Origin of the sequence: Marinobacter alkalisoli, assembly GCF_045449795.1 — a bacterium.
Taxonomy (GTDB): Bacteria; Pseudomonadota; Gammaproteobacteria; order Pseudomonadales; family Oleiphilaceae; genus Marinobacter.
Genome location: NZ_JBJJLB010000020.1, coordinates 21250 through 43260, shown reverse-complemented (window position 1 = coordinate 43260; position 22011 = coordinate 21250). Strand labels below are relative to the sequence as shown.

The 22011-nt window shown below is 57.5% G+C and carries 15 protein-coding genes and 4 tRNA genes; 5 read left to right on the top strand and 14 right to left on the bottom strand.

Features of this window, described 5'->3' with window-relative positions:
• Positions 1-2: 2 nt before the first annotated feature.
• From ACJO3M_RS09635 to ACJO3M_RS09590, 10 genes are all read right to left on the bottom strand, one after another.
• Entirely contained in the window at positions 3-1856 is a 1854-nt protein-coding gene (locus tag ACJO3M_RS09635) for a SurA N-terminal domain-containing protein (protein WP_407001178.1), read from the bottom strand.
• A 197-nt stretch (positions 1857-2053) separates the two neighbouring features.
• Positions 2054-2326, bottom strand: coding sequence for a non-specific DNA-binding protein Hbs (gene hbs, locus ACJO3M_RS09630; protein WP_012135993.1), 273 nt, complete (start codon positions 2324-2326; stop codon positions 2054-2056).
• A gap of 238 nt (positions 2327-2564) precedes the next feature.
• Positions 2565-4982 (bottom strand): endopeptidase La, encoded by a 2418-nt coding sequence (gene lon / locus ACJO3M_RS09625; protein WP_407001176.1) that lies wholly within the window; start codon positions 4980-4982, stop codon positions 2565-2567.
• A 169-nt stretch (positions 4983-5151) separates the two neighbouring features.
• On the bottom strand, positions 5152-6435 hold the full coding sequence (clpX, locus tag ACJO3M_RS09620; RefSeq protein WP_407001175.1) for an ATP-dependent Clp protease ATP-binding subunit ClpX: 1284 nt from the start codon (positions 6433-6435) through the stop codon (positions 5152-5154).
• A 76-nt stretch (positions 6436-6511) separates the two neighbouring features.
• Positions 6512-7147 carry an ATP-dependent Clp endopeptidase proteolytic subunit ClpP gene (gene clpP, locus ACJO3M_RS09615; protein WP_406984890.1) on the bottom strand — a complete coding sequence of 212 codons (636 nt, stop codon included), beginning with the start codon at positions 7145-7147 and terminating at the stop codon, positions 6512-6514.
• A 169-nt stretch (positions 7148-7316) separates the two neighbouring features.
• Positions 7317-8624: a trigger factor gene (gene tig, locus ACJO3M_RS09610; RefSeq protein WP_407001174.1), complete on the bottom strand. Its 1308-nt coding sequence runs from the start codon at positions 8622-8624 to the stop codon at positions 7317-7319.
• 227 nt (positions 8625-8851) lie between these two features.
• Positions 8852-8936 (bottom strand) — tRNA-Leu (locus tag ACJO3M_RS09605).
• A 78-nt stretch (positions 8937-9014) separates the two neighbouring features.
• Positions 9015-9090: transfer RNA gene (locus tag ACJO3M_RS09600), tRNA-His, on the bottom strand.
• An 88-nt stretch (positions 9091-9178) separates the two neighbouring features.
• A tRNA-Arg gene (locus tag ACJO3M_RS09595) sits at positions 9179-9255 on the bottom strand.
• A 33-nt stretch (positions 9256-9288) separates the two neighbouring features.
• A tRNA-Pro gene (locus ACJO3M_RS09590) sits at positions 9289-9365 on the bottom strand.
• A 230-nt stretch (positions 9366-9595) separates the two neighbouring features.
• Here ACJO3M_RS09590 and folD point away from each other — a divergent pair.
• The gene (folD, locus tag ACJO3M_RS09585) at positions 9596-10453 is read left to right on the top strand and encodes a bifunctional methylenetetrahydrofolate dehydrogenase/methenyltetrahydrofolate cyclohydrolase FolD (protein ID WP_407001173.1); all 858 of its coding nucleotides are present in this window, start codon (positions 9596-9598) and stop codon (positions 10451-10453) included.
• Between the two features lie 106 nt (positions 10454-10559).
• Here the strand turns inward: folD and ACJO3M_RS09580 are convergent, their stop codons facing one another.
• The 3 genes from ACJO3M_RS09580 to ACJO3M_RS09570 form a co-directional block, all read right to left on the bottom strand.
• The gene (locus tag ACJO3M_RS09580) at positions 10560-12740 is read right to left on the bottom strand and encodes a malate synthase G (RefSeq protein ID WP_407001172.1); all 2181 of its coding nucleotides are present in this window, start codon (positions 12738-12740) and stop codon (positions 10560-10562) included.
• A 95-nt stretch (positions 12741-12835) separates the two neighbouring features.
• The gene (cysS, locus tag ACJO3M_RS09575; protein WP_407001171.1) at positions 12836-14218 is read right to left on the bottom strand and encodes a cysteine--tRNA ligase; all 1383 of its coding nucleotides are present in this window, start codon (positions 14216-14218) and stop codon (positions 12836-12838) included.
• Positions 14215-15894, bottom strand: a complete 1680-nt coding sequence (locus ACJO3M_RS09570; RefSeq protein WP_407001170.1) for a glutamine--tRNA ligase/YqeY domain fusion protein — start codon at positions 15892-15894, stop codon at positions 14215-14217. The genes cysS and ACJO3M_RS09570 overlap by 4 nt, the downstream gene beginning before the upstream one ends.
• Before the next feature lie 138 nt (positions 15895-16032).
• Between ACJO3M_RS09570 and ACJO3M_RS09565 the strand changes: the two genes are divergently transcribed.
• Together ACJO3M_RS09565 and ACJO3M_RS09560 are read left to right on the top strand one after the other, a co-directional pair.
• Positions 16033-16542 carry a peptidylprolyl isomerase gene (locus ACJO3M_RS09565; RefSeq protein ID WP_407001169.1) on the top strand — a complete coding sequence of 170 codons (510 nt, stop codon included), beginning with the start codon at positions 16033-16035 and terminating at the stop codon, positions 16540-16542.
• Positions 16539-17264, top strand: coding sequence for a UDP-2,3-diacylglucosamine diphosphatase (locus ACJO3M_RS09560; RefSeq protein ID WP_407001168.1), 726 nt, complete (start codon positions 16539-16541; stop codon positions 17262-17264). Before ACJO3M_RS09565 ends, ACJO3M_RS09560 begins: the two co-directional genes overlap by 4 nt.
• Before the next feature lie 9 nt (positions 17265-17273).
• Here ACJO3M_RS09560 and ACJO3M_RS09555 read toward each other — a convergent pair whose 3' ends face one another.
• On the bottom strand, positions 17274-18080 hold the full coding sequence (locus ACJO3M_RS09555) for a hypothetical protein (protein ID WP_407001193.1): 807 nt from the start codon (positions 18078-18080) through the stop codon (positions 17274-17276).
• Between the two features lie 185 nt (positions 18081-18265).
• Between ACJO3M_RS09555 and ACJO3M_RS09550 the strand changes: the two genes are divergently transcribed.
• Together ACJO3M_RS09550 and ACJO3M_RS09545 are read left to right on the top strand one after the other, a co-directional pair.
• Complete coding sequence (locus ACJO3M_RS09550) at positions 18266-20125, top strand: LTA synthase family protein (RefSeq protein WP_407001166.1); 1860 nt, start codon at positions 18266-18268, stop codon at positions 20123-20125.
• A 45-nt stretch (positions 20126-20170) separates the two neighbouring features.
• Positions 20171-21979, top strand: coding sequence for a glycerophosphodiester phosphodiesterase family protein (locus ACJO3M_RS09545; RefSeq protein WP_407001165.1), 1809 nt, complete (start codon positions 20171-20173; stop codon positions 21977-21979).
• The last annotated feature ends 32 nt before the right edge of the window (positions 21980-22011 follow it).

The window sequence follows — 22011 nt, the reverse complement described above, 5'->3', positions numbered from 1 at the left end:
GTTTACTGGCGCTCGACTTCAGCGTTCTCCCGGAGGTATTGCTGATAAGCCCGGTATTCTCGCTGGCCTTCCAGTGACGCCAGGAAGTTACGAAGCTGGCTGAACTCCTCCCCTTCCCGGTTCGCGTCCCCTTCATTCACAGCATCAAGGGCAATAATGGCGATGCCGTCATCCGACAGGACCGAGCCAAAGACCGCTTGGTCGCCTTCCGGACGTTCGAGAGAAAAGACGCCGGACATGATCGCGCCCCCAAGAATGGGGCTGTTTCGTGGCTGATCTTCATAAGACTGCCAGTCACCAACGCCCATCTCTTCCGGCTCCTTGCCAGACTCCAGCTCGGCAATCAGGGTATCCGCACGCTCTCTCAGTGCTTCCCGGGTCTTCTGCTCCAGCAGTGCCATACGAATCTCGTCACGCACGGCTTCCAGAGGTTGCTCCTCGGCTTCGTAATAAGTCTTCACGCGGGCAACCACCGACACATTGTCACCAACTCCAATCAGTTCGGTGTTGAAACGATCCTTCAGGACATCGTCGGAAAACAGTTGGCGAACCAGGCCGGCGTGGTCAAAGGGCGCGTCGCCGCCATCCCGGGTAACACCTTCCGTTTCGCGGATCTCCAGCCCCAGCTCCTGCGCCGGCGCGTTGAGATCGTCGGCCGCATAGGCAGAGTCGGCCAGCTGGGTGCGGACCTCGGCAAAGCGATCCTGGGCCTGGCTCTGTGCCAGCTCACGGCGCAACTCAGCTTCCATTTCCTCAAGTGGCGGCACCTCGGAGCTACGAACATCCAGTAGCTTGATCAGGTGCACCCCGAAGCTGGTTTCCACCGGCTCGGAGATCTCCCCCTTTTCCAGGGCAAACAGCGCTTCTTCAAAGGCCTCGTCATAGATGCCGCGTTCCGCAAAACCCAGATCGCCCCCCTGTTCCGCCGACATGGTGTCAACAGAGAACTCTTCGGCCAGATCGGCAAAGTCTTCGCCGGACTCCAGGCGCTCCTGAATCTCAGACATCGTCTCAGACGCGCTCTCGCCGTCCTCAATCAGGATGTGGGCTGCGCGACGCTCCTCACTTGCCAGTTCAGAGGCCTGTTGCTTGTAGTAGGCCTCAAGGTCCTCGTCGCTGACCTCAACGGTTTCTGCCAGGGCTTCCAGAGAAAGCGCGATGTATTCGGCGTCCACTCGCTCCGGCAGGCGATATTGATCGATATTGTCCTGGTAATAGGCTTCGATCTCGGCATCGCTCACTTCAACGCCGTCACGAACGGCCTCGGCAGACACCGTCAGCATCCGGAAATCACGGGTCTGATTCTGAATACGCAGCAACTGCGCAACATTTTCATCGGTTACCACCCCGCTCTGGGCGATCCCGGCACGAATCTGGTTGACCACGTACTGCTTGCGCATGGCTTCACGGAACTCACCCACGCCCATGCCCATATTGCGAACGGCAGCCACGAAACGGTCACGGTTGAACGTGCCATCGACCTGGAACTGCGGCATCTGGGTAATCAGGGAATCAATGTCCTCGTCCGACAGCGCCAGCCCCTGGGCATTGGCGTCCTGAATCAGCACTTGCTGCTGAATCAGCGACTCGAGCACATCGCGGCGAATCCGGTCTTCATCAAGCAGGGAAGGATCGGGATTCTCCATCTCGGACAGACGACGCTGACCTTCCATTTGCACAACACGCAGGAACTCGCGCTCGGTGATGTCTTCTCCGTTTACGGTAGCCACTTCGGGCTCGCCGGAAAATCCACCAACGATTGCATCCATCCCCCAGATGGAGAGTGAAACGATCAAAAGACCGATGATGATTTTGGCAATGGTGCCCTGGGCATTTTCCCGAATATCTTGAAGCATGTTTCTCCCGGATCCCTGATCAAAGTCGAGCTGATTCTTGTCGTGAGATGACGAAATTTAAGAGGCTTAACGTAAAAAGGCGCATCCTGTCCGGAATGCGCCTTGAATTCATCTGGAGCTGGCTGGCGTCGGAGTTGACCCCGGGCCAACCGCTCCGGCAGCACCCGCATGACCGGCGCCGCCAGAGAAAGAACCGTTTACTTAACGGAGTCTTTCAGGGCCTTACCTGCCTTGAACCCAGGCACTTTGGAGGCCGGAATCTTGATCTCGGCACCAGTCTGCGGGTTGCGACCAGTACGGGCAGCACGCTCTTTTACGGAGAAGGTACCAAAACCGATCAGAGTTACCTGATCGCCTTTTTTCAGGGCACCGGTGATGGAGTTGGTCATTGCATCCAGAGCACGGCCAGCGGCGGCTTTGGAGATATCTGCGGACTCTGCAATTGCATCGATTAGTTCGGACTTGTTCACACTAAACCCCTTCGATTTCAGGTTGAAGATGTTATAGGTTGGTTTGTTTTTTCTCGGACGTTCTCGACTATCGCATAAGCGGTCAGAGAATTCCATTCTTCAGTTTTCTTATTCCTTTCGGTTGTTAACCGGTGTTCGGAATAGGCACTTACTGCGCGGGAGCCCTTGGTATTGGCTGCTTCACGGCGAAACAGTTATACCAATGGGCTCTCCGGCGTGTCAACAACTCATCAAGGGTTTAATGTGTATTTATGCGCTCAGCAGTATCGGAATCATCGTCCCTCGGTTTCCCGGATCCGGTTTCGGGGGACGAATCTGCGGCTCTCGCCTCTGGCGAATAAGCCAGCGCGACATCCAGAACCTCATCAATCCATTTCGCCGGAATGATCTCCAGTGATTCCTTGATATTGTCCGGTATCTCTTTGAGATCACGAACATTTTCGTCCGGGATAACCACGGTCTTGATACCGCCCCGATGGGCCGCCAGCAGCTTCTCCTTGAGGCCGCCAATGGGCAGGACGCGGCCACGCAGGGTGATTTCACCCGTCATCGCAACATCGGCACGCACCGGAATTTTGGTGAGTGAAGAAACCAGTGCTGTACACATGCCAATACCGGCGCTGGGACCATCTTTTGGTGTCGCGCCCTCGGGAACGTGCACGTGCAAATCGTGCTTTTCGTGAAAATCATCCGCGATCCCCAGTCCGGGCGCCCGGCTTCTGACCACCGTCAGCGCCGTCTGGATGGACTCCTGCATGACGTCACCCAGGGAACCGGTTTTCACCACGCGCCCCTTACCCTTGGTCAGGGCACACTCAATAGTCAGCAATTCACCGCCAACCTGAGTCCACGCCAGGCCTGTCACCTGACCGATCTGGTTGGTTTCTTCCGCCAGCCCGTACTTGAACCGTTTGACACCGGAATAGTCTTCCAACACCTCCGGAGAGAGCGTCACAGAGACCTTCTCGCCACTTTCCACGTGTTCACGCACAACCTTGCGGCAGATCTTCGCAATCTCACGCTCCAGGCCGCGTACACCGGCTTCCCGGGTGTAATAGCGGATCAGGTCCCGCAGGGTCTCCTCGGGAATCGTGAGCTCATCCTTGCGCAGACCGTTGGCCTTGATCTGCTTGGGCAGCAGGTAGCGCAGGGCGATATTGACCTTTTCGTCCTCGGTGTAACCCGGGATGCGAATGATCTCCATGCGATCCAGCAGCGCGGACGGAATATCCATGGAGTTGGACGTACACACGAACATGACATCCGAAAGGTCGTAGTCCACTTCTAGGTAATGGTCGTTAAAGGTGTGGTTCTGCTCCGGGTCCAGCACCTCCAGCAGTGCCGACGCGGGATCGCCGCGATGGTCCATGCCCATCTTGTCGATCTCGTCAAACAGGAAGAGCGGGTTCTTCACTCCAACCTTGGACAGCTTCTGGAGCAGTTTGCCTGGCAAAGCGCCAATGTACGTCTTGCGATGACCACGAATTTCCGCCTCGTCACGCACACCACCCAGCGCCATGCGGGTGTACTTGCGGTTAGTCGCACGGGCAATGGACTGGCCCAGCGAGGTTTTACCCACACCGGGAGGGCCAACCAGACACAGCACAGGGCCCTTCACTTTCTTCACCCGGCTTTGTACCGCCAGGTATTCCAGAATGCGCTTCTTGACCTCATCCAGACCGTAGTGGTCCCTGTCGAGGATCTCGCGGGCTTTCTCGATATCATGACGGACGCGGCTGCGCTTCTTCCAGGGCACCGCCAGCATCCAATCGATGTAACCGCGCACCACCGTGGCCTCGGCCGACATCGGTGACATCATCTTGAGTTTGTTCAACTCGACTTCCGTCTTCTTGCGGGCCTCTTCCGGCAGGCCGGCTTCCTCAAGCTTCTGCTCAAGCTCTTCGAAGTCGTTGTTACCCTCGCCCAGGTTACCCATTTCCTTCTGGATAGCCTTCATTTGTTCATTGAGGTAATACTCGCGCTGGCTACGCTCCATCTGCTTTTTGACGCGGCCACGGATACGCTTTTCAACCTCGATCAGGTCGATCTCGCCGTCCAGCTTGCCCAGCAACAGGTCAACGCGCTTGCTCACATCAAGAGCTTCCAGCAGCTCCTGCTTTTCCGGGATGCGCATTTCCAGGTGAGCCGCCATGGTGTCTGCCAGGCGCTCGACATCGGTGATCCCGGTCAACGCGTTGGAGACCTCGGAAGGCACCTTCTTGGACAGTTTGACGTACTTTTCAAACTCATCCATCAGGGTTTTGACCAGAACATCTTCTTCACGCTCCGGCAGCGTATCTTCATCCATCATGAGCGCCTTGCCGGACAGGTAATCGCCCTCGACAATGCCGCTCAGTGTCGCCCGGGCATTACCTTCAACCAGGACTTTCACCGTCCCGTCCGGAAGGCGCAGCATCTGCAATACAGTCGCCAGTGTGCCCATATCGAACACATCTTCGGGGCCCGGCTCATCGGTAGAGGCATCCCGTTGTGCGACCAGCAGGATCTCCTTGCTGCCCTCCATTGCGGCTTCCAGCGCCTGGATGGATTTTTCGCGTCCCACAAACAGCGGAACGACCATGTGCGGAAACACCACCACATCACGCAGGGGAAGCAGCGGGTATTCGTGCACAGACTCTTCGGGTATCCGGGTCATAAGGAATCCTCTGACGATGTTTCTTTCAGCATATCACCCATGATTGGGGCATCGGCAAAAATTGCAATGTTTTTACGAAACGAAACAGGGCGGGAAAAGCGGGTTACAGAAGAATAAAAAGGGGCGAAATCGCCCCTTTTTATTGCTGACGGGAATCCCCGGGACTGAATCAGTCCTCGGGAACCGCCTTGGCGTGGTCACTGCCAGCGTAGATCTTGAACGGCTCGGAATCGCCGCTGATCACGCTCTCGTCGATAACCACTTTGGTGACATCATGCTCGGATGGAATCTGGTACATGGTTTCCAGCAGGGTCGCCTCCATGATGGAGCGCAATCCCCGGGCACCGGTTTTCCGCACCATGGCCTTGCGGGCAACCGCCCTCAGCGCATCCTCACGGAAATCCAGCTCCACGCCTTCCATGTCGAACAGCTTCTGGTACTGCTTGGTCAGCGCGTTCTTCGGCTCTGTCAGAATCTCGACCAGCGCCTCTTCATCCAGCTCCGTCAACGTTGCCACAACCGGCAAACGGCCAACGAATTCCGGAATCAGGCCGTACTTCACCAGATCTTCCGTTTCGACATCCTTGATGATGTCGCCGGTGTTCTTGGTATCGTCCGGACCTTTGACCGTCGCAGAGAAACCAATGCTGCTGCGCTCGGAACGCTCCTGAATCACCTTGTCCAGACCGGCAAACGCACCACCACAGATAAACAGCATGTTACCGGTGTCCACCTGCAGGAACTCCTGCTGGGGATGCTTCCGACCACCCTGGGGCGGCACCGAGGCAACCGTGCCTTCTATCAGTTTCAGCAGCGCCTGCTGCACGCCCTCACCGGAAACGTCCCGGGTAATGGACGGGTTGTCAGACTTGCGTGAAATCTTGTCGATTTCATCAATGTACACAATGCCGCGCTGGGCCTTGTCTACGTCATAATCGCACTTCTGCAGCAGCTTCTGGATGATGTTCTCAACGTCTTCACCCACGTAACCGGCTTCGGTCAACGTAGTAGCGTCCGCAATGGTGAACGGTACGTTCAGCATGCGCGCCAGGGTCTCGGCAAGAAGGGTCTTACCGCTACCGGTCGGGCCAATCAGCAGAATGTTACTCTTGCCCAGCTCCACCTCAGCCTTGCCTTCGCCATAGCGCAGACGCTTGTAGTGGTTATAGACAGCGACCGAAAGCACAACCTTGGCACGATCCTGTCCGATGACATATTCATTCAGGGTGTCGCGGATCTCAGCAGGTGTCGGAAGACGATCACTGGCTTCTTCCTGCGTATTCTCCTGAATTTCTTCGCGGATAATGTCATTGCACAGGTCAACGCACTCGTCGCAGATGAACACCGAGGGCCCTGCAATGAGCTTACGGACTTCATGCTGGCTCTTTCCACAAAACGAGCAGTAGAGCAACTTGCCGTTATCGTCGCCCTTGCCGTTTCTTTCATCTGCCATTGAAATACCTCTGATCTTGGTTTGCCGGCGTTACTGGCTAATACGCCGGCCAAGGATGATGCGATTACCTTCAGTATTATTTATTCGGCACGCGCTTATCAAGTATAGAATCAATCAGGCCATAGTCTTTCGCCTGTTGAGGATCCATAAAGTTGTCCCGATCGGTGTCCTTGGCAATAGTATCGAGGTCCTGCCCCGTATGGTGCGCAAGGATGGAATTCAGGGTGTGGCGGATCTTCAGGATCTCACGGGTGTGGATCTCGATATCGGTTGCCTGGCCCTGATAGCCGCCCAGCGGCTGATGAATCATCACCCGGGAATTCGGCAAACACGCACGCTTGCCCTCGGCGCCACCAGCCAACAGGAATGCCCCCATACTGGCGGCCTGCCCTACGCACAGCGTGGCCACGTCCGGCTTGATAAACTGCATGGTGTCGTAGATGGACATACCCGCGGTAACTGAACCACCGGGACTGTTGATATACAGATGGATGTCCTTGTCCGGGTTTTCAGATTCCAGGAACAGCAGCTGCGCCACGATCAGGTTGGCCATGTGGTCCTCGACCGGACCCACCATGAAGATTACCCGCTCCTTGAGCAACCGGGAGTAGATATCAAAGGAACGCTCACCGCGAGCGGTTTGCTCAATAACGATCGGAACCAGACCGGAACTGGTTACCATTGCGGGACCATCAATAGGTTTTTGCGTCATGATGCGCCTGAACTCCTTCTGGACAATGAGGTCGTGGCCTCTGGCCACTGCGTTATCAGTGTTCTACACCCTATACTCTGCCAGCACCGGGCCAAGATGAAAACAGCCGGACATGCCGGCTGTTTTCCCTTTTCGGCCAACGGGACTCCAATTCAGGGTCCCGAAGCAATCAGCCCTGCTGAGGCTGACCTGCCTGAACGGCTTCTTCGTACTTGACCTTCTTTTCCTTGACCTTGGCCTGCTCGAGCACATGGTCCACAACCAGGTCTTCCAATACGGAAGACTCGATCTGGGACTTCTGCTCAGGGTTGCTGTTGAAATGGGCAACCACTTCTTCCGGCTGTTCATACGTTGACGCGATTTCCTGAATCTTCTCGTCAACCTTGGCCGGATCGGCTTTCAGGTCGTTCTTCTTGACCACTTCCTGGAACAGCAGGCCGGTCTTCACGCGACGCTTGGCCTGCTCTTCAAAGATTTCCTTGGGCAGCTGCTGGAAATCAACCTGGCCACCGAAACGCTGAACCGCATCCTGGCGCAGGCGATCAATTTCCTGGTCAACCAGGGCAGCCGGAATATCCAGCTCGGTGGTTTCCAGAAGGCCATCGACCACATCGTTCTTGACCTTGTTTGAAACAGCCTGCTTGAGCTCACGCTCCATGTTCTTCTTCACTTCCTCACGGAAAGTGGCTTCGTCTTCGGCCTCAATGCCAAACTTCTTGAAGAATTCTTCATTCAGTTCCGGCAGCTGCGGCTCTTCAACTTTGTGAATCTTGATTTCAAACTTGGCCGGCTTACCCGCCAGATCTTCATTCTGGTAGTCCTCCGGGAAGGTTACCTCGATTTCCAGGTCCTCACCGGTCTTGCCGCCGACAATGCCCTTCTCGAAACCCGGGATCATCTGGCCGGAACCCAGGGTCAGACGGTGCCCTTCAGCCGCACCACCTTCGAATTCCTCACCATCGATGAAGCCTTTGAAGTCGATGGTCACAATGTCCTTGTTCTTGGACTTGCGCTTCACTTCCTTCATGGTGGCCTGCTGACGACGCAGGTTATCGATCATGTTGTCGATATCCTTGTCGGTAATTTCGGAGGTCAGCTTCTCAACGGAGATCTTGCTCAGATCGCCCAGTTCGATTTCCGGCAGAACTTCAAACGTGGCAACGAATTCCAGATCCTTGCCCTCTTCCATCACGGTCGGCTCAAGGTTCGGCCAGCCCGCCGGATTGATGTCCTGCTCCTGCAGTGCCTTGATGTAGGTATCACGCATAACCTCGCCAACAACTTCCTGGCGAACACTGGCACCGAAACGACGCTTGACCACGCTCATGGGCACCTTACCCGGACGGAAACCGTTCAGGCGTACAGTACGGGCAGTTTCCTGCAGGCGTTTCTGGACCGCCTGATCAATTTCCTGGGCGGGCACACCAATCGTCATGCGACGCTCGATGTTGGAGGTCGTTTCAACAGACACTTGCATGGAAGATCCTCAAATTACAGGTTCAGTATGTGAATGAAATTAAACCTAAAAGTCCGTCCCCGGGTGGTTTCCCGCAAAAGGACCGAAAATTAAAAGCCGGTAGTTTATCACGGTTTGCCCCGCCGAGAGAATCACCTGTCACAGGCACTTTCAGCAGTCGCGTCGACATTCTGACTTTGTAACGACAAAGGTGGGGACGAAATACAAAAAAGAAAGGGGGGGGGGGGTGGTGCGAGAGGAGAGACTCGAACTCTCACGGGTTGCCCCACTGGAACCTAAATCCAGCGCGTCTACCAGTTCCGCCACTCTCGCACAACAGAATGCAGAATTACCGACGACTACCGTCATCATGAAACTCAACAAACGCGGAAATCAACTCTGAAGGAAAAGTGGGGTGGACGAAGGGGTTCGAACCCTCGACCGCAGGAGTCACAATCCTGAGCTCTACCAACTGAGCTACGTCCACCACATTGGATCATGCCTTTCGGCACTCACATCTTCACATCAACTTTGCTGGTTCGGCGACCCCGGTGCGGACCAAGCCGACGACTTTATGGCGCGCCCGGCAGGACTCGAACCTGCGACCACCCGCTTAGAAGGCGGGTGCTCTATCCAGCTGAGCTACGGGCGCTTGACCGTTCGCCCACCTGAATATCCAGAAAAGTGGTCGGGGTAGAGAGATTCGAACTCCCGACATCCTGCTCCCAAAGCAGGCGCGCTACCAGACTGCGCTATACCCCGTCTGAACTGAACAACAAGTGCCTCAGCAAAGTTGGCGCGCATATTACCGGCGCCGACCCTTGCCGTCAACACGGATTTGGAAATTGTTTGAAGCGGCAACGAATTAAATGACCGATGCGCCCAGAATAAGTTCCCTGCCCTCCCCCTCAGGCATGCGGCCAATTGGAGTTCTGGCGGAAGCATGAGACAATGCGCAGCCTTCATTTTTGCCCAACCGACAAGACAGAGACATGAGCGCCAAACTGATCAATGGAAAAGAGATTGCCGCCAAGGTTCGCCAGCAGGTTGCCGCCGGCGTGGAAACCCGCAAACAGCAAGGACTGAGACCCCCCGGGCTTGCAGTGGTTCTGGTCGGCAACGACGCCGCCTCGCAGGTATATGTCGGCAACAAGCGCAAGGCATGCGACGAGGCGGGCATCCTCTCCCTATCCTATGACCTTCCGGAAGACACTTCCCAGGAAACCCTGGAAGCGCTGGTAGATGAGCTCAACGACAACCCGGCCGTAGACGGCATTCTTGTACAGCTGCCGCTGCCAGCCCATCTTGACGCTGACCCGATTCTGCTCAAGATTCGCCCCGACAAGGACGTAGACGGCTTCCACCCCTACAACATTGGCCGCCTGGTACAGCGCAAACCGGCTCTCCGTCCCTGCACACCGGCGGGAGTCATTACCCTGCTGGACAGCATCGACACACCCTACAAGGGCCAGCACGCGGTCATTGTCGGCGCATCCAACATTGTCGGTCGCCCCATGACCATGGAACTGCTGCTAAAAGGCGCCACCACCACCATATGCCATCGCTTTACCCCCAGCCTGGAGAAGTTTGTCGGCGAAGCCGATATCCTGATTGCCGCCGTGGGCAAACCCGGCCTTATCAAAGGCGAATGGGTGAAACCCGGGGCCACGGTGATTGATGTGGGCATCAATCGCATGGAGGACGGCAAGTTGCGGGGTGATGTGGATTTTGAGGTCGCAGCAGAACGTGCCGCCTATATTACGCCGGTGCCCGGCGGTGTAGGGCCGATGACCATTGCGACGCTGCTGGAGAATACCCTGTACGCGGCGAATGAGCTGCATAAGGACTAAGCCTGCGGTTCTGTCGGATTACGCTTCGCTAATCCGACCAAGACCTGAAGGTTACTTCCACAAAAAAGCCCCGCTCGAAAGCGGGGCTTTTTTTATACGGCCAAACTTACTGGCCGTACTTGGCCTTCGCCTTCAGGCGGTAAGCGTGCAGAAGCGGCTCGGTGTAGCCATTCGGCTGCTCGCGGCCTTTCAGAACCAGATCCAGCGCTGCCTGGAAGGCAATGCTGTCATCAAAGTTTCCGGCCATCGGGCGGTACGACGGGTCAGCAGCGTTCTGCTTGTCGACTACGGCCGCCATGCGCTTCATGGTTTCCATAATCTGCTCTTCCGAGCAAATACCGTGGTACAGCCAGTTGGACAGCAACTGGGAAGCAATCCGCAGGGTAGCGCGGTCTTCCATCAGACCCACATCATTGATGTCCGGCACCTTGGAGCAACCAACGCCGTGGTCGATCCAGCGCACAACGTAACCCAGGATGCCCTGGGCGTTGTTGTCCAGTTCCTGCTGAACATCTTCAGCAGACAGCGACTTCGGATCGTCCATGACCGGCACGGTCAGGATGTCGTCCAGGTTGGCGCGGGTGCGGCTCTCCAGCTCTTTCTGGATGTCCGCCACCGATACCTGATGGTAATGGGTCGCGTGCAGGGTAGCAGCGGTCGGTGACGGCACCCAGGCGGTGTTGGCGCCAGCCTTCGGATGACCGATCTTGGCTTCCAGCATGCCGGCCATCAGATCCGGCATGGCCCACATACCCTTACCAATCTGTGCCACACCACGGAAACCGGTTTCCAGACCGATGTCCACGTTCCACTGCTCGTACGCGTTGATCCAGGTTGCCTGCTTCATTGGCCCCTTACGGATAAACGGACCCAACTCCATGGAGGTGTGGATTTCGTCACCAGTACGATCCAGGAAGCCGGTGTTGATGAAGACCGCACGCTCTTTGGCAGCATGGATACAGGCTTTCAGGTTGACAGTGGTACGACGCTCTTCGTCCATGATGCCGACTTTCAGGGTGAAGCGCGGCAGACCAAGGGCATCTTCAACACGACCGAAGAACTCGTTGGTGAACGCCACTTCTTCCGGACCGTGCATCTTCGGCTTCACAATGTACATGGAACCGGTAGTGCTGTTCTGGAACTTGCCGTTGCCCTTCAGATCGTGAATGGCAATCAGGGACGTGATCAGGCCATCCATCAAGCCTTCCGGAATCTCGTTGCCGTCGTTCAGCAGAACGGCCGGGTTGGTCATCAGGTGACCCACGTTACGGATGAACATCAGGCTGCGACCCTTCAGGCTCAGCTCGCCACCGTCAGGTGCAGTGTAATCGCGATCAGCGTTCATCTTACGGGTCAACTGCTCGCCGCCCTTCTCGAAGGTTTCCTGCAGGTCGCCCTTCATCAGGCCGAGCCAGTTGCGGTAAGCCAGGGCCTTGTCGTCCGCATCAACGGCAGCAACCGAATCTTCGCAGTCCATGATGGTGGTCAGCGCAGACTCCATCAGCACGTCTTTCACGTTGGCGCCGTCGTCTTTACCGATCGGGTGGCTGGCGTCAATCTGGATTTCAAAGTGCATGCCGTTCTTGACCAGCAGCACACCGGTGGGCGCATCAGCGGCGCCGGTGTAGCCAACAAAACCGGCTTCGTCTTTCAGACCTGTGGTTTCGCCGTTCTGCAGCTTGACCACCAGCTTGCCAGCTTCAACCAGATACTTGGCGGCATCCTTGTGGCTGCCGGAAGCCAGCGGAGCAGAGCTGTCCAGCAGGTTGCGGGCAAACTCGATAACCTTGGCGCCGCGGACCGGGTTGTAGCCGCGACCCTTGTCAGCGCCACCTTCTTCGGAGATGGCATCGGTGCCATACAGCGCGTCGTACAGGCTGCCCCAGCGAGCATTGGCCGCGTTCAGGGCAAAGCGGGCGTTCATGATCGGAACCACCAGCTGCGGACCAGCCATGGTGGCGACTTCCGGATCCACATTGGAAGTGGAAATCTTGAACTCGCCCGGCTCGTCAACCAGGTAGCCGATGTCCTTCAGGAAAGATTTGTACTCGGCCATGTCCAGCTTCTGACCCTTGTGGTCACGGTTCCAGCTGTCCATCTTTTCCTGAATGGCATCGCGCTTGGCCAGCAGTTCGCGGTTACGCGGCGCCAGCTCGTTCACGATCTTGTCGAATTCAGCCCAGAATTTGTCTGCATCAACTCCGGTTCCCGGAATCGCTTCGTTGTTCACGAAATCATACAGATTCTTCGCGACCTGAATGCCGCCGACTTGTACGCGTTCTGTCATCGTTGTATGCCTCAGTGGGTTAATTTCCCGACTCCCTCTGACAGGGGAGTTGTTTCTAAGTGAGCGCCGGATTGTACGGGAAAATCCGTACAAGGTCAGCCCCGACGCCAGGTCGTTCCTTCGCGAGAATCGTCAAGAATGATGCCTTTCTCCGCCAGTTCGTCGCGGATACGATCACCTTCGGCGAAGTTTTTTGCCTTGCGAGCCTCCGCCCGGGCCTGAATCATGGCCTCGATCTCCCCGGCGGTCAGCTCTCCACCGGTGTCCGCCTGGAAGAAGGCTTCCGGGTCCTGCTGCAAGAGCCCCAGCACGCCGCCGAGACGGACCAGCACGGCCGCCGCCTGTCTGGCCTCCTCTTCCTCACCTTCTCGACGGTGCTGATTGATTTCATTGGCCACGGCATGGAGCACGGCTATGGCTCCGGCGGTGTTGAAATCATCATCCATAACTTCTTCGAAACGCTTGTCGTGCTCGTTTTCCGCCACATCCTTGGCCGGAACGATCCCACGCAGGGCATGGTAAAGCTTCGTAAGAGTGCGACCGGCCTCCGCCAGACTCTCTTCCGAGTAATCCACCTGACTGCGGTAGTGGCTGGACACCAGGAAGTAACGCACGATCTCCGGCGGGTACTTCTCCAGTATCTCGCGGATGGTGAAGAAGTTGCCCAGGGATTTGGACATCTTCTCCTTGTTCACCCGGATGGCACCGGCGTGCATCCAGGTGTTCACGAAGGTATGGCCGTTAGCGCATTCTGACTGGGCGATTTCGTTCTCATGGTGCGGGAACAGCAGATCCGGCCCACCACCGTGGATATCGAAGGTTTCACCCAGGCAGCAGTTGGACATCGCCGAACACTCGATGTGCCAGCCCGGCCGGCCATCCCCCCAGGGAGACTCCCAGCTTACCTCGCCCGGCTTCGCGGCTTTCCACAAGGCGAAATCCGCCGGGCTGCGCTTGGCTTCCTGCACATCCACCCGGGCACCGGCCACCAGGTCTTCCAGCTTTTTCTTGCTGAGCTTGCCGTAGTCTTTGTATGACTCGACAGCAAAGTAAACATCGCCATTATCCGCCGCATAGGCGTGGCCACTGGCGACCAGCTTGTGGATCATCGCAATGATCTCATCGATGTAAGCCGTGGCGCGGGGTTCTTCCGTCGGCGAGAGTACCCCCAGGCGGGCCTCGTCCTCGTGCATCGCCGCGATCATGCGTTCGGTCAGGTCGGTATAAACCTCACCGTTCTCATCCGCCCGGCGCAGGATCTTGTCATCAATATCAGTAATGTTGCGCACGTAGTGCACGTCATAACCACGATGGCGCAAGTAACGGGTGATCACATCGAAAGCCACCAGCACCCGGGCGTGGCCCAGGTGGCAGTAGTCGTAAACGGTCATGCCGCACACATACATGCGCACCTTGCCCGGCTCGATGGGTTTGAACTCTTCCTTTTGCTGCGTGAGCGTGTTGTGTATACGAATCACTTGCCCCCCTTACCCCAGGAATCACGAAGCGTTACGGTGCGGTTGAACACCGGACGACCGGCGCTTTCGGTTTGCTCCTTGTCACAGAAGAAATAACCTTCACGCTCAAACTGGTACGGCAGATCCGTAAGAGGCTCCGCCAACCCTTTCTCGGCGCGGGCACCGCGCAGGCGCACCAGGGATTCCGGGTTGATGTGATCGACGAAATCACCGTCCTTGTCGCTGTCCGGGGATTCGTGGTTGAACAACCGGTCGTACTGGTTAATGTCGACTTCGACACTGTCCGTGGCAGACACCCAGTGAACCACCCCGTTCGGCTTGTAGCCTTCCGGATTCACGCCCAGGGTGTTCGGATCGTATTCGCACTTGAGTTCGACGATCTCACCGCTGTCACCCCGGATAACCTCACGGCAGGTCATGACATAACCGCCACGCAGGCGGACCGCCTGATCCGGCGCCAGACGCTTCCACTTGCGGGGCGGTTCCTCGACGAAGTCCTCGCGATCGATATAGAGCGTCTGGCTCCAGGTCACTTCCCGCTCCCCCATGTCCGGGTTTTGCGGATGAACCGGCAACACCAGGGTTTCAGTCTTGTCCGCCGGATAGTTGGTCAGGGTGACCTTCAACGGTCGCATCACACACATAGCGCGAGGCGCACGGGTGTTGAGATCCTCACGGATGGCGTGTTCCAGCATGCCCACATCCACGGTGCCGCCCGCCTTATTGACGCCGATCATGTCGCAGAAGGTGCGGATGGATTCCGGCGTGTAGCCGCGGCGGCGCATACCGGAAATGGTGGGCATGCGCGGGTCGTTCCAGCCGTCCACGAAGCCTTCATCCACCAGGCGCTTGAGCTTGCGCTTGGAGGTAATGGTGTAATTCAGGTTCAGCCGTGCGAATTCGATCTGCCGTGGCTGGCACGGAGCGGAAATGTTCTCCAGCACCCAGTCGTAGAGCGGTCGATGATCCTCGAATTCCAGTGTGCACAGGGAATGGGTGACTCCCTCCATGGCATCGGAAATCGGGTGGGTGAAGTCATACATCGGGTAAATGCACCACTTGTCACCGGTCTGGTGATGGTCCGCGTAGCGGATGCGGTACAGAATCGGATCCCTCAGGTTGATATTGGGAGACGCCATATCAATCTTGGCCCGCAGCACCAGCTCACCGTTCTGGTATTTGCCATCGCGCATATCGCGGAACAGCTGCAGGCTCTCGTCGATCGGACGGTCGCGGTAGGGACTGTCTCTGCCCGGAGTCTTCAGGGAACCCCGGAATTCCGCCATCTGGTCCGCCGTCAGCGCGCACACGTACGCCTTGCCCTTGGCAATCAACTCTTCGGCAAAGTTATAGATGGTATCGAAGTAATCAGAGGCATAACGGACCTCGCCGCCCCAGGTGTAGCCCAGCCACTCCACATCCTGCTTGATGGCATCAATGTACTCCTGGGATTCCTTCTCGGGATTGGTGTCATCAAAACGCAGGTTGCACTCACCACCAAAGGTGTCGGCAATACCAAAGTTCAGGCAAATGGACTTGGCATGCCCGACGTGCAGGTAGCCGTTGGGCTCCGGCGGGAACCGCGTCACCACCTGGCCGGTGTGCTCGCCTTTGGCAATCGCGTCTTCGATCAGGCTCTGGATAAAGTTATGGGCTTTCTTCGACTCGGCGCTCATAGGTTCTCTAGTTAAAAGGGAGTGGATCTGAAACCGCGTATTATACTCACAAATACTGCCCTAACTCATGCACACGCAGAAACTCTTCAGTACAATGTGTCCTCTATCGATATTCAACCTTCTGAACAGGAAACCCTGATGATTCTGCTGAAAACCTCCCACGGTGACATCACACTGGAACTGGACTACGAAAAAGCCCCGGAAACCGCCAAGAATTTCGAGCAGTATGTGCGTGACGGCTTCTATGACGGGCTGATTTTTCATCGTGTTATCAGCAACTTCATGGTTCAGGGCGGCGGATTCGAGCCGGGCATGACACCACGCAAAACCCGGGAGCCGATCCAGAATGAGGCCGACAACGGGCTCAGCAACATGCAGGGCACCGTGGCCATGGCCCGCACCATGGACCCACACTCCGCGACGGCCCAGTTCTTTATTAACGTGGAAAACAACGGCTTTCTGGACCACACCGCAAAGAATGCAGAAGGCTGGGGCTACTGCGTGTTCGGCAAGGTCGTTGACGGCATGGACACGGTGAACGCCATCCGCGCCGTACGCACCACCATGCGTGCCGGCCATCAGGACGTTCCCGCCGAAGACGTGGTGATCGAAAAGGCGGAGGTAGTCGAAGACGGAGGCGCGGCGTGACCACGCTGTTCATTTCCGACCTTCACCTGGAGGAGTCCAGGCCGGACATCACCAATGCATTTCTCGGGTTTCTGGAAAATCGTGCCCGGGGTGTGGAACAACTCTACATTCTGGGGGATTTCTTTGAGGCCTGGATCGGGGACGATGAACGCACCCCGCTGCAGGAACAGATTGCCCAGGCGCTGAAAGCCCTCAGCGACAGCGGCACCGCCATTTTCCTGATGCACGGCAACCGTGACTTCCTGATTGGTGAGGACTTTTGCGCTCGCGCCGGGGCCACACTGCTGGACGACCCCACTGTGGTCGATCTATATGGCACCCCCACCCTGCTGATGCACGGTGACAGCCTGTGCACTGCCGACGTGGAATACCAGAAGTTCCGCGAGAACATGCGCAACCCGCAATGGCAGCAGATGATCCTCCAGCGCCCCCTGGAAGACCGCCAGCAGATGGCCCGTCAGTTACGGGAGATCAGCATGGCGAAAAACCAGGGCAAGGAAGAGTTCATCATGGACGTCACCCCAGAAGAGGTGGTCAAGGTGATGGAAGAGCACGGTGTGCAACGACTGATCCATGGCCACACCCATCGCCCTGCGGAGCATCAGCTGGAAGCCAATGGCAAGCCGGCCAAACGCATTGTGCTGGGCGACTGGGATAGGCATGTCTGGTGGCTCAGCGTTGAGCCCGGAAAGGAACCCGTACTGGACAAGCAGCCGCTCTGAGAAAGGCGGTCAGAGCACGGACTCAGGCGGCTCCCGGTAGGTGTCGAGCCGCTTGAGCCAGCCAGGTAGCCAGCGCTCTTTCTCGATGGGATCGCTGGCATTGTTGGCCCGCCGGGTCAGCACTGTCGCGGCCGCGCTCCGGAATTGCTCCAGCACCGTACCGTCATCCGCTCCGGACATCGCCCGTAACACCTGTAGCAACCCCCACCCTTCTCCGCGATAGGCTTCGGCAGCGGACAGCCCTTCCCCTTTGAAATTCACGTAATCCAGCAGGGCATAGGCACCACCCGGCGTGGAAATCAAAGCCGCCAGACGCTCACGGATCTGTGACCGCTCCCCCTCTGGCGCCGCCGCAACAACAGCCATCAAAGAAGAGCGGGCCCGCTGCAGGATAAACTCCGCCTGGAGCCCCTTGGTTTCGACCAGGAACCGACGCAACGCTTCAACCCCGGGGCTGTCCGCCACTTTCTGGAATGCGACCCGGTCCGGCCAGGGCGCTGCTTGCTCGAGCCACTCAGGCACAGGCATTGAGCGGTCTTTCATAAAGGAGACCAACGCTGGAAAGCTCTCGACAAATCGTTCGTCGACCCCCTCCGGATACCAGATGAAATGCCCAATGCCGAGCGAAGGAAACGCCTCGCCCTCGTTCCAGTGCACAAGGCACTCCTGCCGGCCGGCGCATTCATTCTGGAACACCCGCTGGCCGATCCACGCCAGCTCAGCTTCGGTAAGGGACAGATCCAGCGCGCGCTGCCCTCGGGTGGTCTCGTCGACCAGCAACAAAATCGCGAACCCCAATAACAGGCCAACCACCATCGTGCGCAAAACCCGCCCCCTCCTTTCCTGACAAACAGTCGCTACCGCCCACATTTAAACACCGAAAACGATGTCCCCAAGATTAATTCTGCGACACGGAGCCGCCTCAGCTCAGTCAAAGAGTTGAAGCCCGAGAACACTCAAGCATACTGTATGGAAACACTTTGCACAGGAAAGCCAACCCCATGAGATTTTTAACGGTCCTCACGGATCGTCGCTTTCTGTTGACGGTATTGCTGGCCTTCGGCTGGCTTCTACTGGTGCGAGCCGGTCTGATTCTCCAGAGCGGTGTCTGGCCCAGCCCCGTCGGTACCCTGGCTGGCGACCTGGCTGGCGCCTTCATACTCGGGGTGTTGCTGACTCTTACCAAGGGGCCGTTCCGTGCCCTGTTGGTGATCCTGCTGGGTTGCGCTGCCTACGTTGCAGGCATGCATCTGACCACACACGGCACGCTGTTTCTGCTGGCTTTCGCCGGCAAGGGTATGAACCCGACCTTTATCAGTGGCAGTCTGATCAACGTCTACCTGTTTCTTTTGCCCGCCTATATTGCCTTTGCCTGGGTCCTTCACCGTATCCACCGTGCGCTGGTGCCCGTGCCGCCGGAGAGTAGCACGCCACTGATCACAGCGGCTGCCGCCGTTATACTGGTGTATAGCCTGTCTTTCCCCAGTCTGACCACGCCAGCCAACAATGTGGTGGCCAGCCTATTTGCCCAGATTCCCGGAGCCATCATCAATCCCCTGGGCATCGTGATAGGTGACGAAGCCGTAGAAGCAGACGAAAGCCTGGAAGTACGTACCAACTTTTTTCACCAGCAGGTCACATCGCGCCCCAACGACAGGCATCCGAACGTGCTGCTGATCATGATTGAAGGCCTGTCCGGCGGTTACTTCCCCAGTGTCAGCCAATATCATGAACTGGAGCCCGCTGTCCGGCTTGAACATCTGGAGGGCGTCCTGAAAAACCGGGGCTTCCGGCTCTATCGCAATACGCTCAGTATGGAGCGTCAGACAGACCGGGGAACCTTCACCATCATCTGCGGGCGTTACCCGGATTTTCGCCGGGCATCCACCAAAATGCTGGACGTGGCCGAGGAGCGCGTCAGTCCCGACTGCCTGCCAGGCAAACTGAAGGCCCAGGGTTATCACACGGCCTATTGGCAAGCCGCACCGATAACCTATATGAAAAAAGACGAGTTCATGCCCAGGGCCGGGTTCATGGACGTAACCGGCGCCGAACGTTTTGACAACGGGGATGACATGGAGGGCTGGGGGCCGCCGGACCCGGAGTACTTCGCCGATGTTGCCGATCGCCTCCAGGCACTGGATCAGGAAACCTCGCCGTGGTTTGTCACCCTGCTAAACGTAGGCACCCACCATCCGTTCAACATTGGTGAGGCAGCCGAGGAAAAAATGGAGACGGATCGGGCCGCGGCCGGTGAAGAATCCGATGAAAACAAGATCGTGAAGCCGCAGGAAGCGCGCCGGGACGCAATGAAAGTGATGGAAAAGACCCTGGGGAACTTCCTGGAGCAACTCGAGGCCGCCGGCATCCTGGACAACACCCTGGTGATCCTGACCTCAGACGAATCAGGGGGCTTCGTGCGCACCGACCACGAAACCCTGCCCCTCAACAGTAACCTGGGAGCGCTGGCAGTCCGCCCCCCTGAACAAAAGGATCTGTCCCGCTACGCCAACAAGAATGCCATTACCGCTCAACTGGACATCCCCATGACCATCCTGGATGTCACCGGCTTTGGTGAGCATGCAGGCGGTATGATTGGCCGCAGCCTGCTGGTGTCCAACGATCGCAAGCGCCGGGATATCCTGCTGGCTGACACTTACACCGGGTTCAAGTATTTCCTTCGTGAAAGCGGGCAATTGCTGGCATGTACCGAAATGCTGACGCGCTGCACCTCCTGGTCTTTCGATCCAAAACGTATGTTTGGCACCTTCCAGGAGTCCGACGAGCCACCGTTCCTGTCACTGGAGGACCGGCTGGCACTGTTTGAGAATGCAACCGTGCCGGAGCCGACGGAGAACTAGCCTCATACACCGGCAACACATTCAGCGTCCTGAAGTCCGGGAACCATGAAAACACTCATCACCAGCACACTGAATATCCTGCACACCCGACGCCGTGCCCTGCTCACCCTTCACCTGTTCTTTTCAGGTCTGGCCATGGCTGTGCTCACCCCGGCGATCACCTGGGCACTGGCCTCCCTTAGGCCAGTCACTGGTCGGGCCGCGATCAGCACGGGGGGTATTCTCGAGTTTCTCATCTCGCCGGGAGGATTGGTCTGGGTAGTGGTGACCCTGAACCTCACCCTCCTGATGATCCTGTTGCAGCAGGCTGGCATGACCCTGATCGCCGCATCGCCTCCATGCCGGCATTACCGTACCGCCCTGAACGCGCTCTGGGGGACCGCGCGTAAATGCCTCGCGCTATTCCAGTTAACTGTGATCCAGGTGCTTACCCACCTGTTGATCGCACTGCCCTTTCTGACCGCCATCGCACTTGCCTGGGCATGGCTGCTGGCGTCGTACGATCCCTACCTGCTACGACTGGAGAAACCACCGGAACTCTGGTGGTTTGCTGCGGGCGCCGCCCTCTCCCTGATCGGCCTGGCTATCTGCAACGGTACGCTTTACCTGCGCTGGATCCTGGCGGTCCCTTGCCTGATGCTGCAGAGCCAACGCCCCCTGGATGCCCTGAAAGAGAGCACCCGACTGACCCGGGGCCACCGCGGACACGCCACCGGCGTACTGATCTCCGGCCTGACCATGGTGATCCTGCTGCCGATCCTGGTCACTCTCGGGTTTGATCATATCGCCACCGCGCTGTTCGCAACCCTGCCCGACCGAACAGATATACTGGTGCCCGCTGTCCTCATTTTTATTGCCGGCTACATCCTGATCGGTATTGCAGTGACCTTCTTTGCTGCAGCTGCCTATGGTGCCTTCATTGTCAGCCTTTACAACCGGGCAAGCGGTAACAGCCTGCCCGCACCGGAACCCTCGCTTCGCTACCCGATGCCGGACAACGCAGGCCCCAAGGCCTGGATTGCGGAAGCCCTGGTGGTCATTCTGGCACTATCCCAGGCCTGGTTTGTGGTGGACTCCCTGGGCCAGCGGGAACAGGTCACCATTACCGCCCATCGTGGCAGCGCCTTCCAGGCGCCCGAAAATACGCTCAGCGCTATTGAGCAGGCCATCAGGGACGGAGCTGACTATATTGAAATCGACGTACAAATCACCGCGGACGGCGTACCCGTGCTCTGGCACGACTCTGATATGAAGCGCGTATTCGGTTTGAAGGAGCGAATCAGTGAGGTAACGTACGATGACATCCGCAACCGGGATGCCGGCAGCTGGTTTGACGATGCCTTCAGGAATGAACGTGTAGCCACCCTTGCCCAGGCGATTGAGTCGGTTCGTGGCCGTGCCGGGCTATTCGTGGACCTGAAACCCGATCGCAACACCCCCAACCTCACTCGCGCTGTCGTCGAGCTATTGCAGAACAAAGACTTTGTGGAAGGCACGGTGGTTGCCGCCGCAGACTGGGCAACCCTGCAGGAAGTCAGACAGCTGGAGCCTGAACTGAAAACAGCCCTGCTGGCCCAGTTTGTGATCGGCCCCTTGTGGGAAGACAACTACGACATCCTGGGGTTGCGAATGAATCGTGCAACCCCGGCCGCGGTGGCGAGGGCTCACCGGGACGGCAATGAGCTTCACGTATGGACAGTGAACCAGCCGGTGGCGATGTCGCGGTTTGTGGATATGGGGGTTGATAACATCATCACCGACAGGCCCGACGTGCTGGCAAGGCTGCTTCAGGAGCGAGACGCCCTTTCCGATGCGGAGCTGCTCGCCACCAAGCTGCGCAACTGGTTGCGGTAAGTGCTTGGAGATATTCATACAAATCGGACTTG